The sequence below is a fragment of the Paenibacillus polymyxa genome (genome assembly GCF_015710975.1).
GTDB classification, from domain to species: domain Bacteria; phylum Bacillota; class Bacilli; order Paenibacillales; family Paenibacillaceae; genus Paenibacillus; species Paenibacillus polymyxa.
In genome coordinates this window covers 2768059-2793945 of the sequence record NZ_CP049783.1, presented here as the reverse complement: position 1 = coordinate 2793945, position 25887 = coordinate 2768059, and the positions used below count along the sequence as shown (strand labels likewise).

The window sequence follows — 25887 nt, the reverse complement described above, 5'->3', positions numbered from 1 at the left end:
ACCCTCCCTCATCAAGGTCAGACAAAGCGCTGAACCCATATTGCCCATGGCGCATGCGCTCTGTCACTCCGAGATTTCAAAGTTTGGAAAATATGGACTCGTTATTTAGCAGCCTTCCCACTCCATAACTCCACTCTGTCCTTCACCAGTTGCGTGTATTGCTGTTCCATTTGGACAGCTCCGGCGGCATCCAGTTCTTTAATCATGTTGTCGTATACCGTATCAAAATTGGAAGCTGGTGTTAAAATGGCTTCCGGTATACGTTTGCGGATTATGTCTGTCGTCTTTTTGAATGTAACGTTATAGTTGGATTCATTGTCTGTCGTCAGGTTATAGGCTGCGCCCCAAGGCTTCACATCAAATTCTTCTTTTCCTGGAAACAGTTCCTTCCACGTTTTTACGCCATACGCTTTCAGTGATTCTTTCTCCGGCTTCGAATAAGCCGCGATAATTTGTTCCGGGAATTTGGCAGTGTAGTAGTTACCCGTAGAGTCCTTCACTCCGTCACCATAGTGTCCGCTCATTAATGTGTACAAGTCTATTCCAGTGGATTTATTGAAGCTGGTTGTATTGTTCGTTTTTTGATCCAATACATCGGCAGGAATGACGCGTTTGCCGTCTTTGATTTCATAGTGCTTGCCTTCGATTCCCCAGTTCACTAGCACCTGTCCTTCATCGGAAGCTAAATAATCCAGAAATTTAATAGCCCGCACCGGGTCCTTGCAACTTTCCGTAATCCCTACACCATAACCGGACGCAAAACCTGTATCCTGAAAGGAACGATCCTTGTACTCCTCTGAGAGTGTAACTGGGAAATGCGCGTAGCTGGCATCAGCCTTGCCTGACGCTTTTAATGCATTTTCGGCATCCTGATAACCCCACTCCTGGTCGATCAGACCCAGAACACGACCGCTGGCAATTTTGGATTTGTATTGATCGCTTTTTTGCACAAACGAATCTTTATCGAGCAGCCCTTCATTGTACATGTGGTTTAACCAACGGAAATATTCTTTTTCTTCCGGACGTTTGTAATGAAGCTTGGCTTCAAAAGTTTTGGGATCAATAAAATATTCACCATCATCCGGCGCCCCAGTTGTCTGGAAAGCAGGGTTCGTTACGGTAATCATAATTCTCCAGTCGTCTGCATCCAGCGTGAGAGGGATCGTTTTTTTGCCATTAATCGTCGGATGTTTGGCTACATAGGTTTTGAGCACGTTTTCAAAATCCTGCAATGTTCTTACCTTGGGATATCCCAGCTCCTTGAGCACCTTATGCTGAATTTCAAATCCCCCCGTCGCGTCAAAACTCTCCTGTCCCACCCCTGCATACGTAGGAATAACATAGATGGCTTGATCCTTATTGCTGTATTTCAGCCGATCCATATAGGGGCCGTATAGCTTTTTGAGATTGGGTGCGTGATCGTTGATCAGATCGGTCAGGTCAATCATAGCCCCCGCATCCACAAGCTTGCTAATATTTGCTTTAGGAGAGACCAGGTCTGGGTATTCCCCACTTGCTGCCATCAAAGCAATCCGGTCATCCCCACCTCCGCCGCTGACATCAAATTCCGCATTCAAGGTTACACCTGTTTTCTTGGTGATTTCCTTGCCTATTTCATCTTTCATTCCATTCCATTGCGGGCTTGTATCTGCTCCGAAGAAGCTAAACGTAATTGGGTCTGTGCCGCTGGATGAGCCTTCTTTCGCTGTTTTATCGCTTCCACCGCAACCTGCGAGTGCGGCAAGCGATACGGCGAGCAAGGGAATCAGTGCAAATCTGGACCAGTGTTTTTTCATGTTCAAAACCTCCTGCATTTCTAGGATTTTATCGTTGTGGATTGACTGCTACGATTGGATTGTTATGATTTAACAGCTCCCAGTGTCATACCGCCTACAAAATATTTTTGTAGGAATGGATATACGAGCAAAATCGGAAGCGTGACGGTAATCGTGATTGCCATTTTAATCGACTCTGGCGAAATTTGAGCCATTTGCTTAGCCATATCGTTGCTATTCGCCATATTGGCGCCGCCTTGCTGCGTACTTTGCAGTATCTTCATCAGCTCAAATTGCAGCGTTGTCCACTGCGCGGCGGTTCCATTGTACAAGTACGTATCAAACCATGCGTTCCATTGATTTACCGCTAAAAAAAGGGCAATTGTCGCCAGCACAGGCTTGCACAGCGGTAAAATAATCTTCCAATATATCGTAAAGTCATTGGCTCCATCCAGCTTGGCAGACTCTTGTAGCGCATACGGCAAACCATCCATAAAGGAACGAATGACAAAAACATTAAACGCGCTGATCAGCCCCGGAAAAATATACACCCAGAACGTGCCCAGCAAATGTAAATCACGCATCAAAATAAACACAGGCACCATTCCGCCGGAAAAATACATCGTCAACGCCAGAAACGTGGATATGAACTTGCGCGCGCGGAAATCGACCCGACTCAGCGTAAATGCAAGCATAGAAGCACAGATGAGTCCCAGCACCGTTCCAACTACTGTACGTAAAATCGATACCTGCAGACCCCGAAGCAGGCCATCGTACTGGAAAATCGTTTTGTAATTTTCGAGTGTAAACTGACGAGGCCATATATAAATACCGCCACGAACCGTGTCCGTCGAATTGTTCAGGGAAATCGCTAGTACGTTCAGAAACGGGTACAGCGTCAACACCACGATCAGAGCCATGAGGATATAGTTGAACAGGTCAAACAGCTTTTCTGACCGTGTAGCATTAAATGCCTTATTCGTCATTTCGCTTCTCCCTCCCTACATGATGCTTTCTTTGGTCAGTTTTTTGAATATACCGTTCGCCGTAAACAACAACAGAATGCTAACCAGTGAGTTGAAAATGCCTATTGCCGTCCCGTAAGAGAAGCGGCCCAGATTAATCCCGTAATTCAGTGCATACAAATCCAGCACTTCCGAATAATCCGTTACGAGACTGTTGCCAAGTAAGAACTGCTTTTCAAAACCATTGCTGACCAGATGTCCAATCGCCATAATAAACAGAATGGCGATGGTCGAGCGGATACCTGGCAATGTAATATGCCACATCTGTCTCCAGCGGCTGGCCCCATCCACACGTGAAGCTTCATATTGTTCCTGGTCAATTCCGGTGATGGCAGCTAAATAAATAATCGTATTCCAACCTGTCTCTTTCCATATGTCGGAAGCGGTTACAATGTACCAAAACCAACTCCCCTTAGCCATAAACTGAATCGGTTCATCCACAATATGAAGCGCTACCAAAATATCGTTAACAATTCCACCGTCAATGGACAGCATTTTCGTCACCAATCCGGCCACAACTACCCAGGATACAAAATGCGGGAGGTAGGATACTGTCTGCACAACTCGCTTGAACAGCATACCACGCAACTCATTTAGCAGAATTGCAAAAAAGATCGGTACAACAAAACCAAAAACAATACCCATCAGGCTCATTGCCAGCGTATTTCGTAATACCAGATAAAAACGTTCATCCTGAAAAAGCTCAATAAAGTTGTCTAACCCTACCCACTTTTGATCCCAAAACGATTTGGCTGGCTTATATTTTTGAAACGCCATTGTCCATCCCCATAGTGGAAAATAACTGAAAACAAACACCCATATGACGAAAGGAATGGACATAAAATAAAGGTACTTTTGCTGTTTCACACTGTTCCACAGGCCTTTTTCACCGCGTTCGGGCTTCGATCCGCGAGCCTTACGCGGTCTTTCCCGATTGGATTCAGGAATCACAGCATCAGCATTGGAAGCGGTTTCAGTTGAAGATCCCATAACAAGCTCCTCCTCATCTCTAGATACTATTATCATACTTTGCTGGCTCAAAAGCGGGTACCCGACGAATTAGGAGAAAAATCAGTTCAAAATTAGATATATGGGGAGTGGATTAAGAATTACACTCGTGCCACTACACATGCGGATGGTGCTTCCCATCGCTGTTGTCCCCGGATTTCTTGAATAAGCAGACAAAGGTAGAAATCCAGGGACAAAGGCGACCGCTATCGCTTGTCCAGCACCATTCCGCCTGCTCCGTTCTCATGTAAATTCTCTGAGAGAAGTCTTGTAAAAAACAAAAGATCAGCAATGTAAGCTGATCAGAGGTAAAGGATAATGCTTATTGCACCACAGGTGGGTGATGGTATATATACACTTACTGTCGCAATTCACCTAGTTGGAAGAAAAAAGCTTTCTAGCATCCATGGGGTCAGTCCCCATGTGCCAGAAAGCTTTTTTGATTTATTTTACCGTGATCGTCCCGTAGTACATATACATGCCGCAATTGTACTCATATACCCCCGGTTTTAAATCCTTGACGGTAAAATAATTATTTTCGTGATCCAGGTAAACGTCCATTCCGATCTTCAACGACTGTACTTCATCGATGCAAGTAAAGGATGTCATTTTTTTGAAATTGATCTTGGTTGGAACGCCGGCTTTCACTTCAATATTTTTAGGATAGAAACCGTCCCCTTTTACACCCACTGTAACAATCTCGTATTTGGTTTTATCTGGCTCTTCCTGAGCTTGTTGAGATTGATTGGCCGGAAACGACGACACGCTCCCTTGAAAATAAAACAAGACAAACCCGCCCATGATCAGGGCTACAAAACCAATCAGCATCAAATGCCAATGTTTAGAGATGAGTGTTTTCATTTCTTTCAGCCCCCTCCAGTTGAATGTCTAATGAGCATGTGACGCATCAACTCTAACCAGTATATAAAAGTTAATCGAAATTTTAAATACCTTGTTTCAAAGCTTATAGCAGATGAACCATATTATCCGACACGGTGATCATTACTGTTTTTCCAGACCCGGATGATCCAGCTTATACAGATTACGGTATCGGGTATGATCTCGCCACAGCTCATCATGACTGCCTCGCATGGAGATGGTGCCTTGTTCCATAAAGATCACCTCATCCATATGCTTCATTCCTGTGAGATGATGAGTGATCCAGATCAATGTTTTGCCTTCCAGCACGCGAAACATCGTCTGCATAAGTTCATGCTCCGTCAGCGGATCAAGCCCCACGGTCGGCTCATCCAGCAAAACAATCGGGTGATTTTGCAACAAAATCCGCGCCAGTGCAATGCGCTGTCTTTCTCCACCGGAAAAGCGAAGACCCGTCTCCTGCATTCTTGTATCGTAACCCTCTGGTAAAGAATCAATCAGGGTTCCAAGCCCTACCTGCTCCGTCACTGCACGAACCTCATCCAGCGTGGCGTCGGGTCGTCCCAATCGAATATTGTTTGCTACCGTCGTATCGAACAAATACGGTTGCTGGTTTAGCACCGCAAATAGACTGGAGTATGCTCCACCTGTAAATACAGGCACTCCTGCGACAGTGACGCTGCCTTCATCAGGCTGCAATGCTCCTTGAATCAGATTCAGCAGCGTAGACTTACCCGCACCACTGCGGCCAAGCAATGCAACCTTGCCCCCCTGCGGTACGTGTAGGGAGATATTACGCACACTCCATTCCTGCGTTGCCGCATAGCGGTAGCTTACGTTGTTCAGCAGAAGGTCTCCCCCATGGCTTAATTGCTGAGCGGTAGCCTGTTCCTTTTTAGTATCTGCTGCATCGTCTGCTGCTAGTTGTCCTGCATCTGATCGTACTGCAAGTGCAGATGTACCTTTCTCGGAATCCTTTAGCCGTCGAAGTGAATCCTGATACTCCGGCGCATGAACCACCGCTTCCCCAGCGCGAACGAAAGCATCCAGCAACGGAAAAGTTACTAGCGCAAAGGATGCCAGCCATGTCGCTTCAATGCGACCCTGTGCTACCAGTCCTCCGGCCCACACAGTCATAATTACAATTCCTCCACCTACAAAGCATTGTGCGATCCAATGAGAACGCCACTCGTTCCGGCGAAGTGAATTTTCCACCATGGCAACCCTGTTGTGCCGTTGTGTAAAGGTGCTAAGGAAATGCCCAGTTCGTCCGCTCAGCACCAGATCACTCATGCCGAACAAAGCATCCGTCAGTTCCTGATAAGATTTACTCCGTTCCTGCTTGAACGTACGCCGTTTGGCAAGTGAGGTCCAAAGTGAGATAGCTGGGGCGATAAAAAGCAAAAATCCCCCATATAGCGCCATCAGCAAGGCAAATGTTCCATCCATCCAGCCAAGCGCCAAGATGCCTGTTGCATATATCAGCAAAGCCGATAACGCAGGCAGAACCAGCTTCAGATAGATATTTTGAAGCTGCTCAATATCCTCTGCCAGCAATCCCAATAGATCCCCTGTACGAAATTTGCTGCGAATCATCAGCGCCTGCGGTTCCACTGCCCGATACAAGCGTACCCGCATACGAGACACAAGCCGCAGCGCAGCATTATGACCTACCAAGCGTTCCAGATACTGAATAACGGCTTTACTAAAACCAAACGTTCGCACAAGCACAATGGGCACATACACCATTAATATATTTTCAGGTTTTAAGGCCGAACGAGTAATCAGATGGCCGGACGTAAAGAGCAGCGCGCCTGCACACCCAATGGACAGCGCCCCCAAAAGAGCTGCTGCTAGAAAGGCCCAAAAATAGTGTTTCAGATAAGGTAAAAACCAGCCTTGGCTACTATTGTCCGTTGCTCTCATATCGCCCGCCCCCTCCTTCCGACATTCCCGTTAGCAATCTGTAATATTCTCCCTTCTGGGCAACCAGTTGCTGATGGGAACCTACCTCTTCCAGACGACCTTGATTCATCATCCAGACACAGTCCATATCCGGCATCCAATGCAGCCGATGGGTGGCAAGAAACATCCTCTTGTGTTTCAATACGGACAAAATGGTCTGTTTTAATTCCCATTCTGTCTCAATATCCAAATGTGCCGTAGGCTCATCCAATAAAATAATCGGGCGGTCACTGAGCAAAGCGCGCGCCAAGGCAATCCGCTGCGCCTGTCCTCCGCTCAATGTCCGACCTGCTTCCCCAATAGGCTCATTCAATCCACCCGGAAGACCATCCACCAGTTCACGTAGGCCGACGGCATCAATCGCCCACTCAACCTGCTGGTTGGATGCTTCCGGCTCATAAAAGCGAATATTATCTGCCAAAGTAGCGCTAAACAGGTAAGGATGCTGTGGAATATAGGCAATATGCCGCTGCCATTCAGCTTTGGTATCCGCAGATAATCGGCATCCATTAAGGATCACCTCACCTGAAGTCGGGTCAGAAAAGCCGCCAAGCAGACTAAGCAATGTCGTTTTGCCTGCACCACTCGCTCCGACGATGCCGATCATGTTCATGTGCGGTTCAACACTTGCAGACACATGTTCTAGCCGGGCAGAGCCGTCTTCATTAAGTAAACACACATCAGACAGCTTGAGGATGTCCTGCCCCGTGATGTCTAATCCTTTATCATGAACTGTCTGTGCATTCGTCTCCGTCGCTTCTTCTTCTGCACCGAGAATCGAGCGAATCGCTCCCCAAGCCTCTTTACCATCCAATGAGGCGTGATAGTCTGATCCCAACTGGCGTATAGGCATAAAATATTCCGGTGCCAGAATAAGCACCGCAAGCGCTGCCTCCAGTCCCACTGAACCACTAATCAGACGCAGACCCAAGCCTACCGCTACAAAAGCGACCGACAGCATACTGAAAAAATCGAGGGCAAATGAAGAAAGAAACGCTACCCGCAGCGTACGCATCGTGGCTGTACGATACTGGTCGCTGACCTTCCCTACGCTTTCCCCATGCGCCCGACTGCGTCCCAAAAACCTTAGTGTCTGTAGTCCACGCAACGAATCCGTAAAATGATGTGATAACAGACGATAGGAACGCCACTGCTTGTCTGCCTGCTTTCGCGCCGCCAAGCCGAGTAAAATAAAGAAGCCCACCAGAATCGGCATCGTAGTCGTCAAAATCACACCTGAAATCATATCCAATGTGAAAACATACACAAGTACAAGTAAGGTTACAGCCATCATGTCTATCATACGAGGAATGGATATTTCCAAATAATTGCGAAATCGATCCACGCCATCCAGCGCGAGCGTCACCAACTTGCCGCTTCCTTCCCGCGCAGCAAAGCCCGGGCCCCGCTCGAACAAACGCGCAAGCAGACGCTCCCGTAAGGAAGCGCCTGCTGCTTCGGCAAAACGACCGGCTGTCCGGCGTTGCAGCCAGATCATCGTATGCCTCACTGCAAAAGCCGCGAAAAACAACGCCAGCGATGGCCAAGCCATTACTAGCGGATTTTGTTTAAATAAAATCGTAATAGCCTTTGCCAAAAAGATGGCTTGTGCAATTACCGCTGCTCCCTGGAGCAGGGAAAGGGCGGCCAGCAGCAGCATTACTGGCCGAATGCCCTTTAATTCAAACCAGGCTTTATCCATTAGTATTCCAGATGATCCTTTTCACTGAGACGCTTATGGAAAACAAAATAGCTCCACGCCTGATAAGCCAACACAAAGGGTAAAAGCGTTGCTGCAACAATCGTCATGGCTTTCAGTGTGTAATGACTGGAGCTTGCATTATATATCGTCAAATCAAAAGCACTGTTGATCGAGCTCACCATAAATCTTGGGAACAAGCCAACGAATAACGAAACGAAGCTTAGCAAAATGATGACACCGGTCATCCCGAAAGCCCATCCTTCACGGCGCTGCTTCAGGAAATACCATGTTAGCACATAGGCAACCATCCCCACTGCAACCGCAACATACATAAAGGGACCGCGACGTGCAAATAAATCCGTTGCAAAATAAGTCCATACCACCATACCAGCAAGCAAAATCCCCAACACCGGAAGAAATTTGGACGCGATCACACGAGCACGATCCCTTACTTCACCAATCGTCCGCAGAGAAATGAACGTCAGCCCGTGCATAAGGCACATTCCGACCACGGTCAGTCCAATCCATACGGTGTATCCATTGAACACATCCAAGAATCCGGCTTTCAGATCCATGTTTTGCTGAATAGGTACACCCTTCACCAAAGCCGCAAAGGCCATGCCAAACAGCATCGGCGGCAGGAAGCTGCCAATCAGAATGCAAGCATCCCACGTTCCTGTCCACCCTTTCCCTTCGGCCTTGCCCCGGAACTCAAAGGAGACTCCTCGCAAGATCAAACCTAGCAAAATAAACACAAATACCAGATAATATCCGCTAAACATCGTTGCATAAAAATGCGGAAAAGCGGCAAACATCGCACCTGCTGCTGTAATCAGCCACACTTCGTTGGCATCCCAGAATGGACCAATCGTATTGATCATCAAACGTTTTTGTTGGTCATTACGCGGCACTAATCCCGTAGCCATCCCTACGCCAAAATCAAAGCCCTCTAGAAAAAAGAAGCCTGTAAACAGCACAGCGATCAATAAGAACCATAAATCATTTAACGACAATGCTGTCACCCCCTTGAGCAAATGGATCATGAATTACCGTATGCTGATGCGGCTCCATATCTGGGCCTTTACGAGCGGTACGAGCAAACAGGAATGCCAATACACCCGTTAAAATGAGATACAACGTCGTAAATGCAATCAGTGAGAACAACACTTCTCCTGCTACAACGGTAGGTGAAACAGAATCTTTTGTTTGCAGCAAACCAAATACAGTCCACGGCTGACGTCCCATTTCTGTCATGATCCAGCCCGCGGTATTGCCAATGAACGGGAGTGATATCCCCCACAGCATAAGACGGAAGAACCAACGATGGGAGCCCTCCAATTTTTGTCGAAAACTCAGATAAGCTCCGTACAGAGCAAGTGCGATCATGGCACATCCTGCCGCAATCATAATGCGGAAGCTCCAGAAGGTCGTACGGACAGGCGGAATATAATCACCCGGACCGTAGGTCTTTTCATACTGTGCTTGAAGCTCCTTCATACCAGGCACAGAGCCGGAAAACTTGCTATACGACAGAAAGCTCAGTGCAAACGGAACCTTAATCTCAAAGGTATTTTCCTGCTTATCAGGATCAATATTGGCAATAATCGTCCAAGGCGCTGGATCGCCACTGTCTCCCCACAGAGCTTCACTGGCTGCCATCTTCATGGGCTGTGTTTTGATCAAATATTGAGCCTGTCCATGACCAAACAAAGGAATAGCAATGGCACAGATTAATGCAACAATAATGCTCAATTTAAAAGAAGGTTTAAAGAAGTCCATATTCTTTTTATGCATCAGCTTCCAAGCACTAATCCCTGCTACCAGGAAAGCTCCAGTTGCAATAGCAGCAAAGATGGTGTGAGGATACTCCCACAAAAGCTGCTCGTTCGTTAACAAAGCAGCAAAATCTTGCATTTCTGCCCGGCCATTTACAACCCCATATCCTACGGGACGTTGCATGAATGAATTAGCAGCCAAAATCCACAAAGCCGAGAGCATCGTACCGATCGCTACTAGCCACATGCAAACTAAATGGACAGTTTTGGATAGTCTTTCCCAGCCGAATACCCATAGGCCGATAAAGGTTGATTCCAGAAAAAATGCAAGCAATGCTTCAATGGCTAGCGGTGTACCAAATACATCACCGACAAAACGGGAAAAGTCCGACCAATTCATTCCGAACTGGAACTCCTGCAAAATTCCGGTAACTACGCCCAGCGCAAAGTTAATCAGCAGAAACGTTCCCCAGAATTGAGCCATTTTTTTGTACAAGTCTTTTTTCTTGATAACATACATAGTCTCCATAATTGCCACCAACAATGACAATCCAATGGAGATTGGCACATAAACAAAATGAAGAATCGTAGTGGTTGCAAACTGCAACCGTGCCAAATCCAATACGTCCATGATGCTGCTCCTCCTCTGTACTTCCCTTAACAATGATTTAATGTTTGTGATCTGAAGTCTTTTATATTTGTGATTGTATTCACATTGTTACATATGAAACCGTCACTTTTTTAGGAAATGACTCACTTAGCTAACTTCCCCATGGTTGCCATAACCGGGCTTCAGATTATCCCCATTATATAGAATAAATTTAAATGAAATAGAATCAAAAATGTGAACATCGTGTCAAAGTTGTGTCATAACGATGGCATTTTTATGAAAATGCCCTAAAATCCATAATCAATGTGACATTTTCTATTGATCGGTCTTTTTTCAATATATAAAAAAAGAGCCTCTCTTCATTCGGAGGATATACCTCCGACATCTGCAAGAGAGACTTCATAACGTTAAACCTAGGGAATCGATCAACAGCCATCTGTTCCTCCGTTCTTTTGGACCTGATTACGGTAAGAGGAAGGTGACATTCCAACATACTTTTTAAATTTACTATGAAAATAATCTGCATTCGCATACCCCACGCGGTCCGCCACTTGGTGTACCTTAATCCCCTGTGCAAGCAATTCCCTTGCTCGCTCAATCCTTACCTTATCCAGGTAGGCATTAAAAGCCTCGCCTGTATGACTTTTGAACAGTTTGCCCAAATACCCACTATTGTAATTGAACATATCTGCCAGTAACTCCAGTCGCAAATTTTCATCATAATGACCATGTATAAAGTCAATCATTTGCTTCATGATGATCTCCTTGCCACCCGTATCAGTCTGGCCAATCCACTGCAACACATGTTCGAGCGAGTGATCCACCAGCTCGCCCAATGTTGAATAGGCATATACATTGGTAATCAAGTTGGAATGCTCCTCCAGCACGGTCCGGCTGTGTTCCTGTCCAGCTGCATATTTGTTCAGTGCGAGTGTGAATGTCTGAGCGAAGGCCGCCTTAATTGCAGATTCTGTACGATAAATCTGGGGAAATTGGACTTCCATGTCCTTAATGACACGGGTCGCCGCTTTACCATTAGCCATATCCAGCGCGTAGTACAGCTTTTCTGCATAACGCATGGGATCATCTGATGCTCTGTCAGACGCTTCATCCATTTCAGCAGGGACTGTCTCCCATTCATGTAGGTCGCCGGGAAGCATGACTCTTTCTGCCCGGAACAAAAACGTACGCTCCAATAATCGTAACGCCTGCTCAAAAGATTTGGGGATCTCCTTAAGAATGTCTACCGGAGCGCCGGCAGCCCCATAGATTTCATTTACCCACGGTTTTAGCTCCTGTCGCCATGCAGCCAGCAACTGAACAGCATCTTTTTCCGTTTTTAACATGGCGGGAAGCAATAGACCCGTATATATTCCAGCCTCAAACACAATGCCTCTACCCTGCTTACGACACAATTCGGCCAGCCGCTGCTTTGCTGCCAACTGCCGGGCTTGCCGATCCCAGTCAGGTATACGCAAATCCAGCAGAATCACCTGATAGCTACTCCAGTCCAATGCTGGTAATTCAGGCTGTTGTCCGTGTTTTTCACCGCTACTTTGATGTTCGTCTTGCTTGGATGCACGATGGCTGGGTTCTACAGCATTACGAGCATGTTCTCCATGAACCGGAAACAGCAATGCTTCGATCCAATCGCGCTCATGCGAAGACGGACTTCCCCACTTTCCATCTCCCTTTTCGTTTTCAATGCTTTGCCGTACTCGCTTTAGCTCCAGCGTCATTTCTTCCTCATCAACGGGCTTCAATAAATAACCATCCACCCCGAATCCCATGGCTTGCCTAGCATAATTAAAGTCTGCATATCCGCTTAAAATGAGAAAGTGATACGGCTCCCCATTCATTTGGCGTATGCTTTGTATAACCTCCAACCCACTCATCCCAGGCATACGAATATCTACAATGACCAGTTCCGGTCGATGCTCTCCGAACTTTTCCAAAGCCTCGCGTCCGTTCTCAGCCGTATCGACGATGCGAAAGCCACAATCTCCCCAGTCAATAATGGAAGACAGTCCTTCACGAATCGCAGGCTCATCATCTACAATCATCGCTTTATACATTCGGCGCTTCCTCCCTTGGTATGGAAAAGTATACGGTTGTTCCTACCTGTAATGCGCTTTCAATATGCAGACCATAACGTTCACCATACATCAATGTCAGACGTTGATGAACATTGCGTAGACCAATACTGCTCCCTTCCGGCTCCTCCGTACCCGTGATCCGAGCCAACAGACGGGTCAGTTGCTCTTCCTCCATGCCAATTCCATCATCAGCCACTTTAATGTGCAGCTCTCTTTGTTCTATTGTGATATCTACCTTTACGGTAACTGGTTCTTCCTTATTTTCTAGGCCATGAATGACTGCATTTTCCACTAACGGTTGTATGATTAAGGGAGGAATCGACATGTCCTTCGCGCTTTCTTCCAAATTCACTTCATAGACCAAACGATTTCCAAACCTGAACTGCTGAATTTGCAAATAGGATCGCACCATATCCAGCTCCTGTAATACGGTTGTTTTACCACTGCCAATCTCCAGATTCCTGCGCATCAGCCTGCCAAGCAAACGAACCGTCGTTGCTATCTCCGCTTCCCCATTCAGGTGTGCTTTCATTCGAATGGATTCTAAGGCGTTAAACAGAAAATGCGGATTAATTTGGCTTGCCATCATTTTTAACTTGATATCCTTTTGTGCCAATTCAAGCTTATTATTATGCTCACTCGTCTCATAGACCTGGGCCATAAGCTGGCGGATACTACTCACCATGTAGTTGAAACGGCGGGATAAATCACCGATCTCGTCCCTTCCCTCCACACTTGATACCACATGAAAATCACCCGCAGCTACCTGACCCAGCTCATAGCTCAGCCGCTGAAGCCGTTTGGTAATAAGCCAGGAAATGATGGTAATCAGAATCAGCGCCATGATGAGTACCGCTAGTACACATAATGCACCAATCAGGCTGACCCGGTTTGCCCCCTGCACGATATGTTCCGTTGAAAACACCGAAATAATCGTCAATCCGCTCACACTTGAGGTTGGCAGCAGTTCATCCACAATAATGTTCGAGGGCGTTCCGTTAATTTTTGCTTCATATATCCCCTTACCTGCACGCTGGACATCAAAGCCTAAATGTAAATCCGTCAACGTCCGACCTACTGACTGCGGATGGGTAGCTGCGACCACAATTCCGTTACGATCCGTAATCAAGGTTTCAAAGGGCTCCTTGCTCAGCATATGATTCAACTCGGTCTGACTCAGTGCAATCATCAGAACTCCCTTGGAATTGTATTCGGGAAAAGGAATTTGCCGTACCAGGCTGAGGCGATTAACTGGGTTATCCTCCTTATCCTGAATGTAAAACCAGTTAATCGCCGTCCCCTTCAAAGCCGCCTGGAACCACGGCTGCCGCTCAATGTTAGCGTCCACAGGAATAAACTCCAGATTGTTGACCAACGTCGGATTGTAAGAATAGAACCGGATAGTAGCAACCTCTCTATATTGCTGGGTGTACTCATTAAAATCCTTGTACTGATGGTACGCATTCATGAGCTCCACCATGCCGGGATAACGGCGGTTCGCCATCTCCTTTAGCCTTTTATCGAACATTAGCCCATTTGAAATATCTGTTGGTACACGTAATAAATTTGCTGTCTGGCTCTTAATCTTTTCCACATTATTTACCGTCTGGGCAATCGCACTGTCCAGTGCCTGCTCCCGCAAATAAAAAATAACGCAGCCGCCCACCAACAGCACTGGGATCATGACAATCAGTACGTAGGAGAAGAGCAACTTATTCCGCATACGCATATTATTCATCAGATGCCTTACTCCACGATACATGCCATCCCTCCTGTGAGATAAGCGCTTACATGTTTTCAGTTTAAAGCTTCACAACATTTATATCCATATTTTCTTGCCAAATAAAAAGGTGGTGAACGGAGTCACCACACTTTACGGATCACGAACTATTTACGTACAAAAGGTTCGATATGCACTCCCTGTGGCAGCTTATACGGATCTTCCGGGTTGATACGGTCATAGAACATAATGCCATCCAGATGGTCCATTTCATGCTGTACGACAATCGCTGCATACCCCTTAAACGTTAACAGCTCCTGAGTTCCATCCGGTAAATTGGCCTTGATGCGAATCTTCTCGTAACGTGGTACATATCCGGGTATGTACCGATCTACAGACAAGCATCCCTCACCCTGTTCCAAGTAAATCATGGATGTAGAATGGCTGACCAGCTTCGGATTAAACAGGCCATATTCTACCGTTTTGTCTCCATCTTCATAATAAATAGCACACATTCTTTTATTCAACCCAACCTGGTTGGCGGATAGCCCTACACCCGGGCGCAGCTCATAGCGGGTGGCCAGCTCTTCATTTTGGCTATTTTTCAGGTAATCCAGCATCCATTGCATCTGTTGAAGATCCTCTTCAGACAGCGGCAGACATACCGGATCAACCTTTGTGCGCAAAATCGGTTCCCCTTCACGCACGATATCCTTCGTGAGAAGCATGTCCATCGATTGATTGCTCATTCGTCAGCCTCGATTCATTTAAATAAATATTACGATCATGTGATGTACAGCAAAAGCTGGAGAATTCCCCGCTTTTCTGCAAGTTTTATCCCATAAATTATATCTATTCATGAAATGAATTGTCAAAATAGAGCGGTATGGGAGAGAGAAGCCATGATGCGCCCTCTCTATATAAAGCCATTAAATATTCACTGCCTTAATTGTTTATCTAATTAAATTATACTTATGTTCTTATAGCACTGAACCAAAAACCTCCTAAACTGAAGTGTTCAGGAGGTCTTTACATAGCTTTTCTTACGATTAAGACGGTTGCTCTAATGCTTCGGGTGCTTCACTGAACAGCTTCGCCTTCGGATTCGGCTGTGTCCAGGTATTATAATATTGCGAATTCTTGCCGTAAGAATTATCGATGACAACATGCGGCATATCAAGCAGGCAGGCCAGAATATGACCATGCAGCCGTGAAGTGCGAACCTCGCGGTAAGAGCTGAACAGCGTAACCGCCTTGTTCATGAGATGGTCGGTGTACTTGTACCAGAATGTACGCGTAGGCAACGGGCCGCCGATTTTCTTATTCAGACGGTAAAACTTTTGGAAATAGACGATCCCCTTCACTTCCAGCGGAGTGAATAAAGTATCCCAGTCCAGACGGTGAGAGGCATCAGCCTCGTCATCGAATTTCTTTTGTCCTCCTACCGTTTCAATATCTGTACGCAGGAAGTACAATACGTCCTTCACGGTTTCCGTAGTCGGCTTCAATGGCCAAAGCTGGTGTGCCATATCTGGACATAATGTGATACTGCACTGGTTCAGTTTATCCTTAGCCCACTGATAAGAGCGTGTATCCCGCACAAACATATGTAGATCCGGGTGGGCATTAAACAGAGCCGCCACCTCATTAGCCTTTTGTTCAGACTGGAAGTGGATCGTCTGCGGCATGATTACAATTCGGTGGTTAGGGAAATCACGAACGATGCGTTCCCGCAAATTTTGGTGATTTGAATATAGATCGCCAAAGTTGCCACCGCCGTGGCATACGATAATCCAGTCGCCCGGAATATGAAGCTGATCGGGAATATCCATGGCGCTATAACGGGCACGGACACGAATACCATTATCCCTAAAGAACGCTTCGGTGCCTTTCATGATCAGTACGTCCCCACCGTTATTATAGACGGGATAATCGACATAAATAATGTTCGAACCTTGAGGGACTACGTCGAGAATGACGCTCAGCTTATTTTTCAGTTTAGCCATGGGATGCGAATTCGGCATCTTTCAGTTCTCCCTTCCTGCGCTTCTTTTGTATAGTCTGCAAGACAAATGTAATATCACTTTTATCAAAAATGATCCGGGATAGCGGAACATTGAAAAACATTGGGAACGAGAACAACGAGAACGCTAAACGTACACAAGCACCTACAAGCAAAGCAATAGCAATGCCGTCCAAACCGAAGATCGGTGTACAAATAAAAAACAGACCGACGGTGATCGCATAGGCCACAATTTGCCGGAACAATACCAGTCCCGGACGACCGAGTGCGTTAAAAGCCGAAGCCAGAATCCATGAGCCACCACCGATAATACATTCCAGTGATAGCAGGTAGAACGTTAGCGATGCTTCCAGAAAAGCGGGCCCGTACAGCAAACCCAGCATGTATCGACCAATAAAGAGAGCCGGCACAATGACGATGAGCATCGCAGCCATGGAGATGCGAAAAGCACGACCCACCGTTTCGACAATTTTGCTGTGTTCCATGCCTGTCACTTTCGGGAAGGTTACATTAGTGACGGCATTTTGCACCACATTGAACACACGGGACAAGGCGTAGACAACAGAGTACAGACCGAACGCTTTGGGTGACAGCAGCGCCACAATGACGATTTTGTCCGTTTGTGTGGACAGCGTTCCCATCAACTCCATCCCATACACCCGCGCTCCATAGCTATAATAAGGGCGCAGCACTTGGCGGCTGGTCAACGGACGAAATGCGCGTAGGTTCATATGCTTGCGCAAACGGAGGAACGCCCACATGAGCGCAAGGAAACTCGCGGCAAAATTCACTGCCCCCGCCAGTTGCACATTGAGTAAGCCCATCAGCCACAGGGTCACTAGACCGATGAAATTCAGTAACGGATAGTAAAACAGCAGGCCGTTATATACGCTAAACCGATCCAGTCCTTGCGATAATGCCGTCGTAAGTGCTGTAAGCACAGCTAACGGTACTGCTGCCGCACAATAAATCTGCGACAGTTGGATAATGTCTGCACCATAGCCATTCAGCCACAGCGGCATACATATCCAGGCCACCGCTCCCGCCAACAGACTGGCAGGCAACTGAATCCAGAGCGACAACGCCAGCAGTTCTTCCGTCGTGCCTGTTTTCTTCTTAAGGTTATAAATTAACGAGGTTGGCAAGCCGAAGCTCAATACACTGCCGATCAGCGTAGGCCAGAACAGAACAGCCGCCAGTTCACCTTTCCCCTCTACTCCGAGCATACGTGCGGTCAGGATGGAAGTCAGGGTCGTGACGATTAGCACAAAAAAATTGTTAAAGCTCGTGCGCATGATCGTTTTGGCGAGACTGTCACCCGTGAATACTTTCCTTGCTGCTGTCCATGTGCTCATGTTACGTCCAACTCCTGTTCCTTATTAAGCCTCTCGTCTCTATGCTCACATCGCGTCTTTTGACGCACCTCCATCAGCCTACCGTTTTTTTTGAATTGCGTTCAGACAACTGGCCTCCACTAACAGGCTCCTTCGTACTTGAGAAAATCTCTTTCAGTGCTCTTCTATAGCCTTGAATGGCTTTATGATTTTTTTGGGTCTCTCCCTTAAAATCTGATACAACGTCGTCCAATATAGTGCTGCATAACCGATCGGCCCAGATCCCTCGTCACGTAGTAGATGAATATGATTCATCACCCGCATATAAGTAACCTGTTCCATATTGTCGCGCGAGGACGGCGATTCATGGTGAAGCAGCGTAAGGGCCGGATTAATATACAATGGACCGCTTTTCATGGCGATACGGGAAAGTAATAAATCCTCGCCGACGCTATAGCTTTGCAACCAAGGTACCGGCTCCAGACTTAGAATCGCATCACGGCGAAATGACATATTACAACCATGAAAAAACTGGGTCTTAAACGTCTTCTTGGCCTTATGCCAGTTGTACATCGAGCCGGATTGACCGCTGAGGGACAATCTCCCTTTGGACAAAGATTGCTGGAACGAAAGCAAGCAGCGAATTGTACCCATGAAGCTGTTACTCATTCCCTGTGCTATGCCGCCAACACCAACTGCCTGCGGGTACGCCTCATAGGTGCGTATTAACTCATTCAAGTAGTTACTCGGCAGCTCAACATCATCGTCAAGGAACAAAATGATGTCACCTTGCGCAAGCTCCACCGTCTTTACACGTGATAACCATAGTCCGGGCTGCTCCTTACGATGATATCGGTAGGCAATTCCCGCTCTGCTCAACTGATGCTCATAACGTTCCAGCACATGCTTTGGCAGTTTTCCGTCATCAATAATCCACAGCTCGGTTTCACATGCCTCTGGTGCTCCCCCCATGGCAATTGAATTGATGCATCGGGTCAGATCGTCAACCCGATTGCGGGTGCACAGAGCAATGGACAAGCTTAACATCATACTCCCCCTTTATCCTGTCAATGGTATAAAACAGATTACTGAACCGCCGGGCCTAAATATTCGTTATATTTTTGCTTACGCGGGTTCAGAATGAACAACACCCCCTGCTTGTATCCATCTGCTGCGTTAAAATTACGGCGCAGCGTTTCTTTGAGCATCAAGTAGGTTAAGGTCCATAAAAGAGCTCCATACTGGATAAATCCTGCCTTTTTCAGGGCAAGAAAATAATAGTGGTTAATTGCTGTGGCCTTGGCTACTTTGCCCGCCTTATCGCGCGAGCTTGGAGATTCATGATGGATGATCATTAAGTCGGGATTAATCACCAGTTTGCCGTAACGACTCGCTAACTGGCACATGTACAAATCGTCAGCCACCGCATAGCTGGTCATCCACGGATACGGCTTCATGTCCCGAAGCGCATCCCTCCGAAATGACATATTGCAGCCATGGAAAAATTCAGTGTCAAAAGTCTCGGTTGCTTCGCTCCAACGCAGCAAAGAACCTGCCAGACTACTGGGCGAGAGCTTGCCAAGGGAAGAAGACATCTGAAAAGTCAAAACGCCAAGCAGCTTTCCTGCCCGGCTTGAATGTAGTCCCTTTGCAATCCCTCCAACACCTACAATCGTGTCATCCTGTTCGTAGGTATCGAGCAAGCGCCGGATATAGAGTTTATCGTCCAGTTCGGCATCATCGTCAAAATACAGCACAATATCATACCGTACGAGAGACAAGGCCTCATAGCGGGATAACCAAACGCCGGGACGACTTTTTTTATAATATTTGAGAACACCTTGAGGCAATCCGGACACCATGTGACGGTACTGTTCAATCTGTTGGTCGGAAATATCGCCGTCATCAACAATCAGCAGTTCTACAGCTGTATGCTCCAATTGTTGCTGTGCAGCAATAGATTGTATACAGCGTGTCAGGTCTTCGATCCGGTTGCGGGTACAAATGATGATGGAGACATCGGACATGCCATTACCTCCTGTGTGTGTATCCAGATGCTTTGGAAGAGATATTCAAAATTTTTCCAATTGCTGGATTATATATGTTTATTGTATCTTTGACAGCGTTTGAGTGTATATACCTCTTTTGTATACTTTTTCAGTCTCCAAAAGGGTAGACAATCCTCAAAAAAGAGCAAAAAAATAGGATCGGCTTCTTGCGCCAATCCTGATCTATCCTTGAAAATCCAGAAACAACGTGGCATTCACATACCGACGTGCCATCGACAAAAAATAACTATTTTGCACCGATACCGCTGCCACCAGCAAAGTATTACGCACTGCTTCACACTGGTTAGGGGTCAAATGCTGCAAACGACAAGTATATTGATCTGCGGCTTGTACCAGCAGTTCTTCTGTCGCAGCTTCCTGACGTTTCTGTCCTGTAGCAGAAATTCCGTTGTCTTTTGCATACCCTGCTCCTGCCACATCAAGCAGTTGGTCTCCGTTCGCATCCAGCTCTTCAAATAAAGTTGAATATGCAGCGTACAAATCGACCGGCTGAATCAGATCATCCGTATCATCTTCTGGCTGTTGGAACAGGATATAAAATAGCTGACGGATAGATTCAAAATCAAGACATGATTTTAAATCTTCCACGATGAGCAATATAGCAGCCTGGTTGACTGAGTATTTTTTGCCGATTTTCGGAGCGCCGAGGAACTCCTTGAAATCACGTTTGACCCAATTTTGCATAGAGGCCAGTGAGACATGACTATATTCCACCAGTTGGCCTAAAGAAACGATCTCCTGCAGCGAAAAGGCTGCGCTGTGCTTGCCCTTGATGATTTTATCCAGCACAGGCGTCACTTCGGTATATAGAAATGTCGGCATGGTACTACCGGAACGGGCAAGATGGCTATGAGTGCGTCTCCAGGCGTCCTGAAGAACAGCCAAAGGCTGCAATTCGCTGCGGCCTTCCATGGCCAGCAACAAATGGGCCATATCACGGCGAGTGAGGGTAAAAGACTCCATCTGCTTTCCTCCCTTTATTGCATTTCAAGTTCATTAGAACTCATCATACGCCCTTAAACTAGGCTTGTAAAGTGAAGCAATGAGCCGTGCGGGTACTATTATGCCTTATTTTTCGTGTAAATTAGAGGTAGGTGACCTGCTACGATTCCATATGAACCTTGTATATTTTCTTTTAAGTTCTTAAAATAAGTTCAAGTGAACTCAAAATAGAGTTCCTTAAAAAATTGAACGAAAAAGGGATGAGTGAAAATTATATGGGTATAGGTGTCAGTCTATTTTTGTTTGCGGTGTTGATTTTATTTAGTGCTTTCTTCGTGGCTACCGAGTTTGCGATTATTAAAATCCGTTCCAGCCGGGTAGATCAGCTGGTGGTGGAGAACCGTAAAAACGCACTGGCGCTACAAAAAGTCGTCAATAATCTGGACGGCTACCTGTCTGCCTGTCAGCTTGGTATTACGATTACAGCGTTAGGACTCGGTTGGCTCGGTGAACCAACTGTAGTCAAACTGCTGGAGCCTCTCTTTCAACAGCTCAACATCAATGGGGAGTTTTCACATATCCTGGCCTTTATTATTTCATTTGTCATTGTAACTTACCTGCACGTGGTGATCGGCGAACTGGCTCCCAAAACATTGGCGATCCGCAAAGCGGAAGCTGTCAGCCTGTTAACCTCTCCAGTCATCGTGTGGTTTAATCGGATTATGTATCCGTTTATTTGGCTCCTTAACGGCTCGGCCAATCGCCTGGTTCGTCTGTTCGGTCTTCAACCGGCTACTGAGCATGAAGAAGCGCACTCTCAGGAAGAAATTCAGATCATTTTGTCCGAAAGCGTGGAAAGTGGTAAGATCAATAACACCGAATATGGCTACGTAAATCGTATCTTCGCTTTTGACGAGACCGTTGCCAAAGAAATTATGGTGCCACGTACAGATATGGTATGCTTGTTTACGAATCGCTCGCTCAAAGAAAACATGCAGACTATTCACGAAGAACAGTATACCCGTTTTCCGGTAGCGACAGACAGCAAGGATCAGATCATTGGTATGATTAATACCAAGCAGCTATTCCTTGAGTATGATCGCAATCCCGAGCTTGTTTTCGATAGCCTGATTCAACCGATCTTGACCGTTCCGGAAGTTATTCCCGTCAACACGCTGTTGAAACGTATGCAGAAGGAGCAGGTTCATATCGCTCTCCTGGTCGATGAATATGGTGGAACCTCTGGTCTGATTACCATTGAGGACATTCTGGAGGAGATTGTTGGCGAAATTCGGGATGAATTTGATAAGGATGAACGGAAGGAAATCGAGAAACTGACGGAGAACAGTTATTTGATGGATGGTAAAGTGATGCTTTCCGATCTGAGTGATCTGACGGGCTTGACATTGGACGATGAAGACGTGGATACTGTCGGAGGGTGGGTGTATAGCCGGGTTCCGGAACCGAGACAGGGCAAGGAATTCATAGAAGATGATGTGAAATTTATCATTCGTGAAATGGGTAAAAATCGTATTCGTCGGGTGGAAATTATTTTACACCACAAATCCCCGATCTCGGAAATGGAGTCGGACACTTCTTCCCAGGAGTGAACTTTGTGATCTGAGCGACCAGCATACTGCACTTGGCACTTGCGTTCACTCCTACTGAAATGACATATTTTTAGGGCAAACGACTCAGGTTGTTTGCCCTACATGCGTGTAAGGAGGAGCTAGTAAATTGGATATTTTATCATCTATTATTATGGGTATTATTGAAGGGCTGACAGAGTTTTTGCCGGTCTCTTCGACGGGTCACATGATCCTTACGGCTGATCTTCTAGGGTTGAACACCGAGAATGATACGGTCAAAACATTTGAGGTTATCGTACAATTAGGTGCTGTGATGGCGGTCGTTGTATTATACTGGCGCAGATTCCTCAGCCTATTTGATTTCAGACGCAAAATCTCATCCCAGCCACGTCTAAACCTGTTACATATTATTTTAGCCATGATCCCTGCGGGAGTAATTGGTGTACTGTTCCGTGATGTAATCAAGCAATACTTGTTTGGTCCTGAAACGGTTTTGTACAGTTTGGTCATCGGGGGCTTGCTCATGATCGCTGCTGAAAAATTCCATCCGCCTATTAGATCACATACGTTGGATGAGATCACGTACAAACAAGCATTTACCATCGGTGTGTTCCAAGTCCTAGCTCTGTGGCCAGGCTTCTCTCGTTCAGGTTCAACTATGTCTGGGGGCCTATTCGCACGTGTAAGCCATACGGCAGCCGCAGAATTTACATTCCTCGTATCTGTTCCGGTCATGCTGGGTGCATCGGGGATTGATATGATTAAAAGTATGGATCATCTATCTATGAGTGATTTCCCGGTGTTCGCAGCCGGCTTTATTACTGCCTTTATCGTCGGGATGCTGGCAATCAAAACGTTCCTCGGTCTGCTCAAACGCTTGAGTTTGACTACGTTTGCCATCTATCGTTTCGTGCTGGCGGCTGTGTTCTTTTTCATTATTTTGTAATCATTGTTTGGTATCCTATAACCAAAAAGGGATATCCAAGTGGCCTTAAGGTCAGCCTTGGATATCCCTTTTGCTATTTTGCGGGCTTGGGTAGATCGTCCTGATCTATCTACCATGCGTACTGATTACTGTTTGGATTCCAGCGTAGTCAGATATTCCGAAACTTGAGCTGGCGTTTTGGCATATTTGCTGTGCAAATGAGCAATTTTCTCGCCATTACGGAACACGAGCAGGCTCGGAATGCCGCGTACTTGATTTTCTTCAGCAATCGGCTGAAACTTCTCGGCATCAAGCGCAAAGAAACGCTTATCCGCGTTCTCCTTCATAATGCCGTCCATAAATTTATCCAGCGTCTTGCAATCTGGACACCAGCTGGTATCAAATTTCACGACGGTTAGACCGTCACCGTTAATTAAATCCTGATATTGCTGCTCAGATTCGATACGTTCCATTCGTTGGTCCCTCCTAGAGTGAATTGATAATATCTTCACATTCACATATGAATGATAAATCAGGCTTATTCCTATATTGTAATGATTCTTTTATATATTGCAACTGGAATGAGTACATGTTTGAGCATGTACTTATTCTATTTTTGCTCGGATCAGCGGTATTGCGCATCATAACGATTGGCCCGGCTGATATGCTGTAGCGTCTCTCGCTCGTGCTCAGTTAGCGGCGCAATGTCGGCAGCGGAAATATTATGCTCTAATTGCCCCAAAGAGCTTGCACCCGGGATCACAGCAGCAACAGCCGGATGAGACAGGCTATAACGGATCGCTGTCTGCTCCATACTACGGTCCGCCCCTGCAAATGCCTTTAATTGCTTACGCACGTCCAGTAGCTCTGCTTCTTCGTAGTCTAGGTATCCCTTCGCTGCCTTTTCTTCACCCTTGTCAGCCAATACGCCGCTCGCCACGGGTCCACGTGCAATCACACTAATTCCCCGCTCCTGAAGCAAAGACAATACTTCTTCCTCTGCACGCCGATCCAGCAAGCTATACTGATTCATAACACTAACGATATTCGAGCGTTCCACATATTCACGGATGACATGCGGGCGAATGGAAGAAATACCATAGTAGCGGATGACACCCTCCTGCTGCAGTTGCTCGAAAGCCTCAATGGTTTCATCGATCGGATCATCAATCGTCCCTCCGTGCAACTGATACAGATCGATATAGTCCGTTCTCAGGCGGCGCAGACTCTCTTTAACGGCTGACAGGATATATTTCTTCGACGGGTCCCATCCCCAGCCCTCCTGCCCCGGTATACGCCGATTGCCGACCTTGGTCGCCAGGATGACATCCTGGCGCCGTCCACGGATGGCTGCCCCCACAATTTCTTCATTACGTCCATGCTGGTACAAATCGGCCGTATCCAACAGATTTACGCCCCTGTCTAACGCTTCATGGATCAAGTAAACAGCTTGCTGCTCCTCCGTACCGACCGACATACATCCCAAGCCAATCTCACCTACCAGCAAATCCGAAGCTCCCAGGCGTTTTTTTTTCATCGTTGTCTCCCCTCACTTCAATAACGTATAACTTTAAAATTTTAACATTTCTCTATTATACGAAAAATACATGCAAAAAAAACAACCCCAAAGACATAGAGACCCCACGCTCTCCAATCCTTTGAAGTTGTTGTATGAAATTCGTATTCCCTTAGAAGCTATCCGAACAGCCATTGTATGGCCTTAGGAAACTGACGCTGAAAACAATCCACACGATGCACCGCATCTTGATCCAGCTCAAGCAGCACATCTTTTGTGTCAAGTCCCTGTGCCAGGAGCACCTCGTGTGCCTGAAGGGTCAGCGGAACCATGTCTTTTTGTACATTCGTCTTCCCTTCCCCTTCACGGGTCCCGACAGAGATATATACCCGGTGTGTCCCAGCCATTACAGTGGCAAATGATGCAGATTGCATATAATCGATCATACCGGGAAACCAATATGAGCCCGAGATCGAACCAATGCGTCCAAATATGTGCTTATACTGGAAGGCCGCATACATGGAAATCAGTCCACCCAACGAAGCACCGATCAGCCCGGTATGCTCCAGCCCAGTTTGCACTGGATATTTTGCCTCGACATAGGGCATTACTTTTGTAACCACAAACGCCAGATAGGCATCTCCGCCACCGCCAAAAGCAGGTCTTCCCTCTACTAAAGCAGCTGCCTTCCAAGGCGTATAATCGTCCAGTCGATTCACGGGCTGAATGCCCACCAGTATCACACGGGGCAGCTCTCCCGTAGAAAAACCTCTTTCCAGTTCATCCAACCCGCTTAGAAATAAAGAGCTGCCATCCTGCACATACAGCACAGGATACAGCTCATTAGGATTCACAGATACGGGAGGTGTATAGATGTGTAGAAGATACCCATCTAATGAAATTTCATCTACATGACCTTTCATCTTACGCAGTC

The 25887-nt window shown here is 46.6% G+C and carries 20 protein-coding genes and 1 pseudogene; 2 read left to right on the top strand and 19 right to left on the bottom strand.

All coding sequences use genetic code 11. The annotated features are described in order from the left end of the window. Positions 1 to 101 precede the first annotated feature (101 nt). The 16 genes and pseudogenes from G7035_RS12405 to G7035_RS12330 all read right to left on the bottom strand — a co-directional run bounded on the left by G7035_RS12405 (position 102) and on the right by G7035_RS12330 (position 20944). A complete protein-coding gene (locus tag G7035_RS12405; protein WP_016820330.1) occupies positions 102 to 1796 on the bottom strand; it encodes an ABC transporter substrate-binding protein in 1695 nt (564 codons plus the stop codon). A 62-nt stretch (positions 1797 to 1858) separates the two neighbouring features. After that, on the bottom strand, positions 1859 to 2761 hold the full coding sequence (locus G7035_RS12400; protein WP_016820331.1) for a carbohydrate ABC transporter permease: 903 nt from the start codon (positions 2759 to 2761) through the stop codon (positions 1859 to 1861). 15 nt (positions 2762 to 2776) lie between these two features. Further along, a complete protein-coding gene (locus tag G7035_RS12395) occupies positions 2777 to 3790 on the bottom strand; it encodes an ABC transporter permease (protein ID WP_016820332.1) in 1014 nt (337 codons plus the stop codon). A gap of 462 nt (positions 3791 to 4252) precedes the next feature. Next, the gene (locus G7035_RS12390) at positions 4253 to 4669 is read right to left on the bottom strand and encodes a cupredoxin domain-containing protein (RefSeq protein ID WP_016820333.1); all 417 of its coding nucleotides are present in this window, start codon (positions 4667 to 4669) and stop codon (positions 4253 to 4255) included. Between the two features lie 141 nt (positions 4670 to 4810). Beyond that, positions 4811 to 6613 carry a thiol reductant ABC exporter subunit CydC gene (gene cydC / locus G7035_RS12385; RefSeq protein ID WP_019688630.1) on the bottom strand — a complete coding sequence of 601 codons (1803 nt, stop codon included), beginning with the start codon at positions 6611 to 6613 and terminating at the stop codon, positions 4811 to 4813. Next, complete coding sequence (gene cydD / locus G7035_RS12380) at positions 6594 to 8354, bottom strand: thiol reductant ABC exporter subunit CydD (RefSeq protein WP_019688631.1); 1761 nt, start codon at positions 8352 to 8354, stop codon at positions 6594 to 6596. Before cydD ends, cydC begins: the two co-directional genes overlap by 20 nt. Beyond that, entirely contained in the window at positions 8354 to 9367 is a 1014-nt protein-coding gene (gene cydB, locus G7035_RS12375; RefSeq protein ID WP_016820336.1) for a cytochrome d ubiquinol oxidase subunit II, read from the bottom strand. The genes cydD and cydB overlap by 1 nt, the downstream gene beginning before the upstream one ends. Continuing rightward, positions 9354 to 10760 carry a cytochrome ubiquinol oxidase subunit I gene (locus G7035_RS12370; protein ID WP_019688632.1) on the bottom strand — a complete coding sequence of 469 codons (1407 nt, stop codon included), beginning with the start codon at positions 10758 to 10760 and terminating at the stop codon, positions 9354 to 9356. Before G7035_RS12370 ends, cydB begins: the two co-directional genes overlap by 14 nt. A gap of 404 nt (positions 10761 to 11164) precedes the next feature. Further along, on the bottom strand, positions 11165 to 12814 hold the full coding sequence (locus G7035_RS12365) for a response regulator transcription factor (RefSeq protein WP_019688634.1): 1650 nt from the start codon (positions 12812 to 12814) through the stop codon (positions 11165 to 11167). Beyond that, the gene (locus G7035_RS12360; protein WP_019688635.1) at positions 12807 to 14597 is read right to left on the bottom strand and encodes a cache domain-containing sensor histidine kinase; all 1791 of its coding nucleotides are present in this window, start codon (positions 14595 to 14597) and stop codon (positions 12807 to 12809) included. Before G7035_RS12360 ends, G7035_RS12365 begins: the two co-directional genes overlap by 8 nt. Before the next feature lie 125 nt (positions 14598 to 14722). Beyond that, positions 14723 to 15304, bottom strand: coding sequence for a peptide deformylase (def, locus tag G7035_RS12355; protein WP_016820341.1), 582 nt, complete (start codon positions 15302 to 15304; stop codon positions 14723 to 14725). Between the two features lie 300 nt (positions 15305 to 15604). Then, positions 15605 to 16579: a polysaccharide pyruvyl transferase family protein gene (locus tag G7035_RS12350; RefSeq protein WP_019688636.1), complete on the bottom strand. Its 975-nt coding sequence runs from the start codon at positions 16577 to 16579 to the stop codon at positions 15605 to 15607. Next, positions 16554 to 17933 carry a lipopolysaccharide biosynthesis protein gene (locus G7035_RS12345; RefSeq protein ID WP_013373123.1) on the bottom strand — a complete coding sequence of 460 codons (1380 nt, stop codon included), beginning with the start codon at positions 17931 to 17933 and terminating at the stop codon, positions 16554 to 16556. Before G7035_RS12345 ends, G7035_RS12350 begins: the two co-directional genes overlap by 26 nt. A gap of 73 nt (positions 17934 to 18006) precedes the next feature. Beyond that, positions 18007 to 18959 (bottom strand): annotated as a pseudogene (locus G7035_RS12340) (glycosyltransferase family 2 protein). 38 nt (positions 18960 to 18997) lie between these two features. Further along, a complete protein-coding gene (locus G7035_RS12335) occupies positions 18998 to 19939 on the bottom strand; it encodes a glycosyltransferase family 2 protein (RefSeq protein WP_017425545.1) in 942 nt (313 codons plus the stop codon). A 204-nt stretch (positions 19940 to 20143) separates the two neighbouring features. Beyond that, positions 20144 to 20944: a DUF1836 domain-containing protein gene (locus G7035_RS12330; protein ID WP_017425546.1), complete on the bottom strand. Its 801-nt coding sequence runs from the start codon at positions 20942 to 20944 to the stop codon at positions 20144 to 20146. Positions 20945 to 21168: 224 nt separating this feature from the next. Between G7035_RS12330 and G7035_RS12325 the strand changes: the two genes are divergently transcribed. Continuing rightward, positions 21169 to 22533, top strand: coding sequence for a hemolysin family protein (locus G7035_RS12325; RefSeq protein ID WP_017425547.1), 1365 nt, complete (start codon positions 21169 to 21171; stop codon positions 22531 to 22533). Positions 22534 to 22684: 151 nt separating this feature from the next. Beyond that, positions 22685 to 23458: an undecaprenyl-diphosphate phosphatase gene (gene bacA, locus G7035_RS12320; RefSeq protein WP_031462256.1), complete on the top strand. Its 774-nt coding sequence runs from the start codon at positions 22685 to 22687 to the stop codon at positions 23456 to 23458. Positions 23459 to 23583: 125 nt separating this feature from the next. Here the strand turns inward: bacA and G7035_RS12315 are convergent, their stop codons facing one another. From G7035_RS12315 to G7035_RS12305, 3 genes are all read right to left on the bottom strand, one after another. After that, the gene (locus G7035_RS12315) at positions 23584 to 23910 is read right to left on the bottom strand and encodes a thioredoxin family protein (protein ID WP_019688638.1); all 327 of its coding nucleotides are present in this window, start codon (positions 23908 to 23910) and stop codon (positions 23584 to 23586) included. A gap of 152 nt (positions 23911 to 24062) precedes the next feature. Next, positions 24063 to 24974: an aldo/keto reductase gene (locus tag G7035_RS12310; protein WP_019688639.1), complete on the bottom strand. Its 912-nt coding sequence runs from the start codon at positions 24972 to 24974 to the stop codon at positions 24063 to 24065. 158 nt (positions 24975 to 25132) lie between these two features. Beyond that, on the bottom strand, positions 25133 to 25876 hold the full coding sequence (locus tag G7035_RS12305; RefSeq protein WP_019688640.1) for an alpha/beta hydrolase: 744 nt from the start codon (positions 25874 to 25876) through the stop codon (positions 25133 to 25135). Between the last annotated feature and the right edge of the window lie 11 nt (positions 25877 to 25887).

Coding starts and splice junctions, on each gene's coding strand:
- cydC (WP_019688630.1), bottom strand. CDS start 6,613: ATGAGAGCAACGGACAATAGTAGCCAAGGCTGGTTTTTACCTTATCTG.
- G7035_RS12360 (WP_019688635.1), bottom strand. CDS start 14,597: ATGTATCGTGGAGTAAGGCATCTGATGAATAATATGCGTATGCGGAAT.
- G7035_RS12330 (WP_017425546.1), bottom strand. CDS start 20,944: ATGGAGTCTTTTACCCTCACTCGCCGTGATATGGCCCATTTGTTGCTG.
- def (WP_016820341.1), bottom strand. CDS start 15,304: ATGAGCAATCAATCGATGGACATGCTTCTCACGAAGGATATCGTGCGT.
- G7035_RS12370 (WP_019688632.1), bottom strand. CDS start 10,760: ATGGACGTATTGGATTTGGCACGGTTGCAGTTTGCAACCACTACGATT.
- cydD (WP_019688631.1), bottom strand. CDS start 8,354: ATGGATAAAGCCTGGTTTGAATTAAAGGGCATTCGGCCAGTAATGCTG.
- G7035_RS12345 (WP_013373123.1), bottom strand. CDS start 17,933: ATGAGCACATGGACAGCAGCAAGGAAAGTATTCACGGGTGACAGTCTC.
- bacA (WP_031462256.1), top strand. CDS start 22,685: ATGGGTATTATTGAAGGGCTGACAGAGTTTTTGCCGGTCTCTTCGACG.
- G7035_RS12335 (WP_017425545.1), bottom strand. CDS start 19,939: ATGTCCGATGTCTCCATCATCATTTGTACCCGCAACCGGATCGAAGAC.
- G7035_RS12305 (WP_019688640.1), bottom strand. CDS start 25,876: ATGAAAGGTCATGTAGATGAAATTTCATTAGATGGGTATCTTCTACAC.
- G7035_RS12310 (WP_019688639.1), bottom strand. CDS start 24,974: ATGAAAAAAAAACGCCTGGGAGCTTCGGATTTGCTGGTAGGTGAGATT.
- G7035_RS12390 (WP_016820333.1), bottom strand. CDS start 4,669: ATGAAAACACTCATCTCTAAACATTGGCATTTGATGCTGATTGGTTTT.
- G7035_RS12405 (WP_016820330.1), bottom strand. CDS start 1,796: ATGAAAAAACACTGGTCCAGATTTGCACTGATTCCCTTGCTCGCCGTA.
- G7035_RS12400 (WP_016820331.1), bottom strand. CDS start 2,761: ATGACGAATAAGGCATTTAATGCTACACGGTCAGAAAAGCTGTTTGAC.
- G7035_RS12365 (WP_019688634.1), bottom strand. CDS start 12,814: ATGTATAAAGCGATGATTGTAGATGATGAGCCTGCGATTCGTGAAGGA.
- G7035_RS12315 (WP_019688638.1), bottom strand. CDS start 23,910: ATGGAACGTATCGAATCTGAGCAGCAATATCAGGATTTAATTAACGGT.
- G7035_RS12350 (WP_019688636.1), bottom strand. CDS start 16,579: ATGCCGAATTCGCATCCCATGGCTAAACTGAAAAATAAGCTGAGCGTC.
- G7035_RS12395 (WP_016820332.1), bottom strand. CDS start 3,790: ATGGGATCTTCAACTGAAACCGCTTCCAATGCTGATGCTGTGATTCCT.